The 8,436-nt window shown below is 64.7% G+C and carries 1 protein-coding gene (running past one end of the window); it reads left to right on the forward strand.

The features are described 5' to 3' along the window. Positions 1-8,436: part of a hypothetical protein coding region (locus tag AB4Z47_RS27575; protein ID WP_441955089.1), annotated on the forward strand (this coding region is incomplete at its 3' end). Its footprint begins 25,309 nt before the window's first position; the window shows 8,436 of its 33,745 annotated nt.

Genomic DNA, 8,436 nt, shown 5'->3' on the forward strand with positions numbered 1-8,436 from the left:
CCGGAACCCCCATGCTGCGACTGGGGGTGGACACGCTACCCCCGGCCGGTACGCCGGAATATGCCGAGTTGCTCACGGCGGTCGAGCGCAGGCTGCCGAAATTTGTGCGTCACGCGATTGCCGGTGATCTGAATAAATTGGTCGTGGCTATCGATTCGCTGGGTACTGGACGGCGAAGAAAATTCGCCGAGTTCGAGTATCTGCACGGTGGTCGGGTGTTGCCACTCGCGGACAAGGCCCGTGCGCTGGGCATCGAATACAATTCGGCCAAGCATCTCAGCGATACCGTTCCGCGGAGTCTGGCATCGTTGCTGACCCGGAATTCTCTGTTGCGACTGGGGGAGGATGAGATTCCGGCGGTGGGGTCGCCGGAATATGCGAAGCTGGTGAAGTCGGTTCAACGGATATTGCCGAAGTCGTTGCGGGATGCGATGGCTGGCGACCTGAATGCGTTTGTCGCTGCCATCGAATCGCTCGGCACGGACGAGCGGAAATTGTTCGCCGAGTGGGAATACCTGCGCGGTGGGCACGCTTTGGACGCCCAGGCATTGGCTCGGTTCATCGGCTCGGAGTGGCAGTCGGTCGGCCGGCTTCGCCAGAGCGTGCCTGCGGCGCTGCATGCGTTGTTGACGCGGGATTCGGTGTTCCGGTTGGGGGTGGATGAGGTTCCGGCGGCGGGTTCGGCGGAGTATGCGGATTTGGTGGCTGCGGTGCAGCAGAGTGTGCCGGAGTCGGTGCGGGATGCGATGGCTGGTGATCTGAACGCGTTCATCGCAGCGATCGAATCGCTCGGGACACCGCTGCGCAGGAGTTTCGCCGAGCTCGAATACTTCCACGGCGGACAAGCCCTCCCGACCCCGGAGATGGCCCGGCTCATGGGGGTCGAAATTTGGACCGTCAGAACCATGCGCCAGATCGTGCCTGCGGCGTTGTATGCGTTGTTGACGCGGGATTCGGTGTTCCGGTTGGGAGTGGATGAGGTTCCGGCGGCGGGTTCGGCGGAGTATGCGGATCTGGTGGCTGCGGTGCAGGAGAACATGCCGGAGTCGGTACGGGATGCGATGGCTGGTGATCTGAACGCGTTCATCGCGGCCATCGAATCGCTGAGCACTGAGCAGCGCCGCCTCTTCGCGGCCATGGAGTACGTCCACGGTGGACACGAGCTGGGAAGTGTGGAGCTGGCCCGGCTCATGGGCCTCGGCATGCACACGGTCAATAACCTGCGCAGATACGTTCCACGGGCATTGACGGCGTGGCTCTCGCGTGGCCCGGTGTTCCGGTTGGGGGTGGACGAGGTTCCGATGGCGGGTTCGTCGGAGTATGCGGATCTGGTGGCGGTCGTGGAAGAGCGGTTGCCGGTGTCCGTTCGGGGTGCGATGGCCGGTGACCTGAACGCATTGATCGATGCCATCGAATCGCTGGGAACCGAAGAGCGCAGAATTTTCGCCGAGTACGAGTACTTCCACGGCGGGAACGTGTTGCCCGACGCCGAGCTGGCCCGACTCGTGGGTATCGAGAGCAGCGTGGTTCATGGTTTCCGTCAGACTGTGCCCGCGGTATTGGCTGCGCTGCTGACGCGGGGTCAGGGGTTCCGGTTGGGGGTGGATGAGGTTCCACCCGTCGGCTCACCCGCATTCCTGAATATGCTTGCAGTGGTCGAGGGGAACGTGCCGGAGCCGCTGCGCGAGGCGATCGCCGGCGATCTGCACGCGTTCATCAACGCCGTCGAATTGCTGAGCACGCAAGAGCGCAGAACGTTCGCCGAGGTCGAATACTTCCACGAACAAAAACTTCCGGCTCCGGAACTGGCGCATATGATCGGTGCCGAATTCAATAGGGTCAGAAAGCTTCGCGGTTTCATCCCGGAAGTGCTGGAGGCCTGGCTGACTCGTGGCCCTGTGTTCCGGCCGGGAGTGGACGATCTTTCCGCGCTGGACGTGTCGCAGTATGCAGAATTGGAAGCGGCAGTCGAAGACCGGCTCCCGGTGTCGTTGCGAAACGTGCTGGCCGGTGATCTCACCGCGCTGCTGGATGCGATCGCGGCATTGCCGACCGAGCGGCATCGTCGGCTGGCGGAACTGGTGTATCTGCAGGGATTGGGTGGACTTCCCGAGTCGGAGTTCCGGGCTGCGGCGGGAATGCCGCGAGACGCTATCCGGAAATTACAGATAGAAGTGCCGGAACTGCTGTACGACGCATTGGCGTCGCGAACTGCAGAGCAGGATTCCGATCTTCCGCAAACACAGTCCTGGTCGGACTTGACGCACCATCCGATCCCGGAAGGATCGCTGCCTTTCGAGCAGCTGCGGTCCTTGCTCACCGAGTTCGCCGATCTGCTCGGTATCGAACCCGAACAGCTGAATCAAGGTGCTGTGCGCTGGGCGGCTGCTGCGGTCGAGACACAGCTGCGGAATTCGAGTGACGTCGAATGGCGACGAGTGGCCCGGTCCGGGCGGATCTCGCAGCTCGGGATGTGGATGGGCCGCCAAGCAGTGGCGGGTGGAATAGGTGTCGATCCCGAACTGAACAGGGACCTGGCCCGGCTGTTCGCCGTGTCCCAAGCACGCCGCCCGAGCCGGATACCCCGACCGGGTGAGCCGTTGGCCCAGCTGCGACAGCTGGTCGAGCGAGCGGGGCGGCCAACCGAGTTGGCCCGGCTGGTGCAGCTCACCGAGTGGTACCTGCAGTTGGATGACCAGGAACTGACCCGCAAGGCCACGCTGGATGAAGTGGGCGATGTGGCAGGAGTCAACCGGGCGACAGTGCACCGGGTGCTGTTCGAGGACGGACCGGTCTCCGGACAGGCCAGGCAGCAGGTGTCGGTCGCGATGTGGTGGTTGGGTCTGCCGGTCCCGGAAGCGTTGCAGGGCGACATCGACCTGCGGTTGGCGGCACGCCGATTCATCCCCGGACACTTCGAGGGTGACCACTTCGTTCGTGGCACGTTCATCGAACGGGAAGTCCGGGTCGAAGAAGTCCGCGCGCTGCGACTGCAGCTTTCCCAGATGCTCGGATTGGGAGTGGACCTGGTCGACCGGGCCCGGGTCGAGGGGGAGTTGACCAGGATCGACACCCAACCCGAGAGTCCGGAGAATCTCCGGTTCGTCGAGTTGGCCGAACGATTCCTGGATTTCGGGGACTGGGAGGTGGACAAGCCGCCGACGCTGGACGATGTCGCTGCGTTGTCCGATGTCTCCAAGGCAGCGATACGCAAGCTGCTGTCCGGAAAGGGTCCGACTTCGACAGAGCCCGCGCAGCGGGCATTGGTGTCGATGTTGTGGTTGGGATATCCACTGCCGACCGAACTGCTCAACGCGATCGATCCGGAGTTCGTAGCGCATCGGTTCGTACCGCCACACTTCAGTGCGGATCAGTTCGTCTCCGGTTCCTTCACCCCACAACCGTCTTCGCATTTCCGGTTGATCGAGGCGGCCGAAGTCCCGGAGAGCGCATTCCGGCGCGTGCTCAACGGGATCGAAGAAGATCCCGACATTGCACGCCGGGTGCAGACAACGCTGCGCGAGCACAAATTCTGGTATCAGCGTGGGCGTTACGCGGGTCTGCCGCACTCGGCGATCACGGAATGGACTGCTCCGAGCGACTCGACGTCCCGCCACGACCGGTCCTGGCTGCACCGCCTGGACCTGTGCGGTCCGATGTTGTTGACGGATGTCTCCGCCGAATACGAGCGGCCGTTCGGGCCGCTGCCCGAGTCAGGGGAACTGGCCGGCACGCTGGTCAGCGACTTGGAAACTGCGCTGGGTGGGCAGCTGTCCATGGCGTTGGACGGTGGAATCGCCGAAGCCGCGGAGCGTTTGGAGTCTCTGGGGGCCAAGCTCGATGCGGAGAAGCCCGGCAGTGGGAACGGTGTCGCGGTTGCGGTATTCATTCCCGGGCACGAGGGTTCCGGCGAACACGGCAGCCTGGGCCACACCGTGTGGCTGGTTCGGCGGGTCGAGAACGGTGTGCCGCGGATCGAGTTCCGCGACCCGGGTATGGGTGTGTTCGAGCGGAACTTCGTTCCGGGACCGGAGATGTCGCGGCAGTCGGCCACGGCAGTATTCCTGGACCACACCGGCGGCACGGTGAACCCGCAGGATGTGGTGGAACCAGGCGAGACGGTAGTACTGCGCACCGAAGACTTCCGGGTTGCGCATTCCAGCGGCCGGCCGGCCGATGCGCCGTGGTCGGGCCACATCTCGCCGCGGCAGGCCTTGCCGGACATCGCTGCGGACCTCTCCGACGCCGAGAGCGACGAGGGGGTGGCTGCTTGGCAGAATCTGCTCGCGCGAGTGGACGGTGAGACTACCGACGCGGTCCCGCGGCCACACGCGCTGCAGCAGGCGTGGGACGGGCTGGATGACGAGACCCGCAAGCTGATTGTGCTGACCTCGGCCGAGGAGTTGCTCGCCGCGGAGATCTCCGATGAGCTGGCGCAACAGGTCCGCTGGATCCGGATTTTCACGGAGTTGGATGCATTGCGGCGCCGCGCGCAGACCGATCCCGGGCAGGTATGGAGCGCTGCGGATCTCACCGATGCCGAGCACGAGGCGGGTGTCGCCGCATGGCAGGAGTTGCAGCATCGGGTGGTGGATGCCGAGGCGGTGTCCCGGGCGCAGGTGTCGCAGCGGCAGGTCGGGGTGATTGCCGAGCAGGCAGGCGTGGAAGCCGACACGGTCGAGGCGGTGCTCGACGGTCGGCTGTCGGTCGAAAATGCTGAAGGTGCACGGGTTTTCGAGGCCATCGAGCATCTGGGCGGTGTGGCCGAGGCGATCGGCACGCTGCCGGTGAACCCGGCCGCGGCAGACCCGGGCGTGACTGTGCACCTGCGACCGGGTGATGTGGCCCAGCTGGAGCTGGTCGCGACCGAGCTCGGCGAGCGGCTGCGCGCGCTGGGGTGGGACGCGCAGCAGGTCGACGCGCCGCAGGATCTGGTGCGCAACGCGGGCGGCGAGATGCTGGCCTATCTGCAGCGGTATGCCGCGGCTGCGGAGGCCGCGACGCTCACGGTCCGGGAACGTCAGCAGGTCGAGAGCCGGCTTGCGGCGGCGGTGACGCTGCGGATATCGGTCGACGAGAACGGCGCGCAGTCGCTGCATGTTTCGGTCGAAGCCGACCAGTACCGCCCGCCGATGGACGGCGCGGACATGAAGCTCAGCTGGTTCGCCCAGTTGCACCACAGGGGAATGGTCGAATCCGCGGAATGGGTAGCTGAGAACGTCAATCTCGAGGAATGGGGCGAGGTCTGGGCCGACTTCCCGGGCCCGGCTGCGGCCGACTCGCCTGACGAGGGTGTTGCGTTCCAGCGGGATGTTCGGCGGGCCGGCAGCCTGCCCGGGCCGGGGGTCGACGACTCTCCGCAGGCCGTGGCGTACGAAGCGAAGGCTCGTGTAGTTCGCAAACTGTATCGGGAACACCATGTTCGGCTGGAGGGCTGGGAAGACCCCGACGTCGCGCTGGCTGCGGTCGAGTCGATGGCCCGCGCGATCGGTGACCGGGTCGCCGACAACGGCGGTCGGGGCACGCTGCGCACGGTCCGGATCGTCGAGTTGCCCACCGGACGAGACATGTTCGGACGGGCGCAGACTCGGGTCGCCCGGCACCGCCCCTACGGCATCGTCACCGGCCGCGATACGCACTACTCGATTGTCGAATTCAACCGGCACTTGGCGGTCGACCCGGTGGCGGCGGCCGAGGCGATGGCGGAATGGCGCACCTCCGGGCGCTTCACCGATTCGACCGAGGACCTGTACTACCACGGTGTCAGCAGCGCCATCGTCGAGGGAATGGCTGCCGAGCACCCGGGCAACCTCGTCGGCGAGCTGCCGGACATTCTGCACGGCGCCTACCGGCATTTCGGAGAAGAACGCGGCGTGGTGTCGCGCTTCACCGGATTCGAGCGGTGGCAGGCGAATCTGCCCGGCAATGCCTTCTACCCCGGAACCGGCAACGCACGGCTGAACCCGACGCAGGCCATCGTCGAAGGCACCATGGCAGCGGCTCTGGATCCGACGCTGCCGCTGACCGATCCGGCTCGGATCGTGCACTGGGCGTCGGTGACTCGGGACGGGTCTTCGCCTGCGGAGACGCTGGCGAACTGGGCGCAGTGGCATGCCGAGTTGCGCGGTGGTATCAGCGACCGGTTGGTGCGCGCAACGCGGAACCTGGCCACACGCACCCTGAATCTGATTCCGGGTGTCGATCTTGCGGATTACCGCAGGCCCGGTGGTCCGCCGGGGTTGGCGGTGAATCAGTGTGGACCGTTGTTGCTGCGGGATGTCGCCGCGGAATTAGAACTGGACCTGGATATTCCGGGCAATGTCGGGTTGGCCGGGATGGTGGTCCGCGACATCGTCGGCCGGATCGGTGGTCAAGAGCAGGAACTGACCGGTGGTGTCGCCGAAGCGGCGGCTCGGCTGAAAGCTTGGGGTGCCGAACTCGACAACCGGGAGTCCGGCAGCGGCGACGGTATCAGTGTGTTGATTTTCGACCCGACTGCGTCGGGTCGGGGTGGGAACAACGACCTGGGCCACGCCTATTGGTTGGTGCGTCGGGTGATGCCGGACGGTTCGGTGCGGATCGAGCGCCGTGATCCGGGTGCGGGTCAATTGCAGGCGAATTTCGCTGTGCCGCAGGATGCGTCGGGTCACACGGTGTGGGGTCTGTTCCTGGACGATCAGGGCAATGCGGTGCAGGTGGATGGTGTCGGCCCGGAGGCCGGGCGTCGGGCGGAGTTCGCCGTGGGTGCCACACCGTCGCCGGATGCCGCCGCGTTGCCTGCCGAAGTCGGAGACTTCGTGGACTTGACTCGAAAGTCGATAGCCATCCAGATCGAGTCGCGGGGCGAGCAGGAACTGGACCTGGAGCTTTCGCTCGGCCTGAAACATCGGGCCGGTCTGGATGCGATCGCGGCCCTGCTGGGTGAGTCGTTACGGCAGCACGGATGGTCCGATGACGACCAGATCGAGGCCGCTACCGACTTGATGCGCCACGCCGGTCACGATCTTTTCGAGTATCTGGCGCGTTATCGGATGCTGGTCGAGCGGTCCGGTGTGTCGGACCCCGTTGTGCCGCGGATGAAAATTCTGGTCAAGACCATGACTGGAGCGCGGGGTCATCGGACCCTGCATGTTTCTGTCGAGAGTCCCGACGCTCGGGGCGCGGTTCTCGACGGTTCGGTTGTGGCGGGGCACGGCAGCAATGATGTCGGTGCGCAGACTCGTGGGCTGTTGAAGTCGGTTACCCGCCGCAGTATCGACAGCGGCGTCGGTTTCGAAAGCGACATCGAGCCGTGGGGTGAGGTGTGGGCGAGGTTCCATGCCGAGCCGGTGCGCACCGGGCCGCCGGATCCGAGCTCTCCCATGGATGGCTGGAATCAGCCGCGACAGCAGCTGAGCCTGCGAGAGGAGAAGGCTCGCATCGTCGACGCGCTCTTCGACGATTTCCACATTCGGGTTGGCGGCTGGGAGGACGACAGCATCCCGCTGCGCTCCCTCGAGTCCGTCGATCGGGCACTGCGCGACCGGATCGCCGAATACGGCAGCCGGTTCAACCTGCGCGATATACAGATCGTGCGTCAGGAGAATGCCGGTGAGGTGGGCACCCGAGGAGAGAGGTCGTCCGGCGCTGTCGGAACCTATGCCACGATCTATCTGGACCGAGATAAACTCGCCGATCCGCAGGAATACGACGCGGATAATTTCGAAGCGGCAAATACTGGATATTTTGCCCCTATCTCCAATGTTTTCGGTCCGCGGGCGAGCGATGCGGTCTACCAGCTCGTTTTCCACGAGTTCATGCATGTGTTGGATAATTCCGGTGGCGACTGGCAGAGCTATCGTATTCCTGCGGCATTGAAGAAAGTGTATCGAATTTATCGGAGAAATGGCCTTATCGCTCCGAGTATGAGCTATCGGGAATGGGTGCGCCAACTTCCCGGATATGTATTCGAACCATTGCAGGTTCGTGCCGTCATGGAAAAGCTTCGGCTCGGCAAGATCAGCACGTTTGCCGAGAGAGCCGCGCTGGCGTTGCTGCCCGCCAACCTCTTCCTCGAGCCGAAGGAGGCTTTCGCAGAGGGAACCGTCCTCGGAGCGATGGACCGCTCGCTACCGTTGTCGCATCCGTCCCGGATTGTGCACGCGATGTCACACGGGTTCTCGGCCGAGGCGGTCGCCGAGCTGCTCGTGCAGTGGGGGAGCGAGACCTCGGACGGACAGTCGGCGGCGACGGCGCCGTATCAACGGCCGCAGACTGCCTTGGACAACAGCCAGGTCGTATCGCACCTGCAGGCCGCGCAGCACCTGGCCGATGGTCGGGACAAGATCTGTGGTGGCGAGGTGCAGCTGCGGTTCGAGCAGCTGGTCGGGGCTCGGAAAGCCGAGTACATCAACCGGCTTCCGGTGGACCGGCAGCTCGCTGTGAACGGCATGACAG

This window comes from Nocardia sp. 2TAF39 (assembly GCF_052114905.1).
Taxonomy (GTDB): domain Bacteria; phylum Actinomycetota; class Actinomycetes; order Mycobacteriales; family Mycobacteriaceae; genus Nocardia.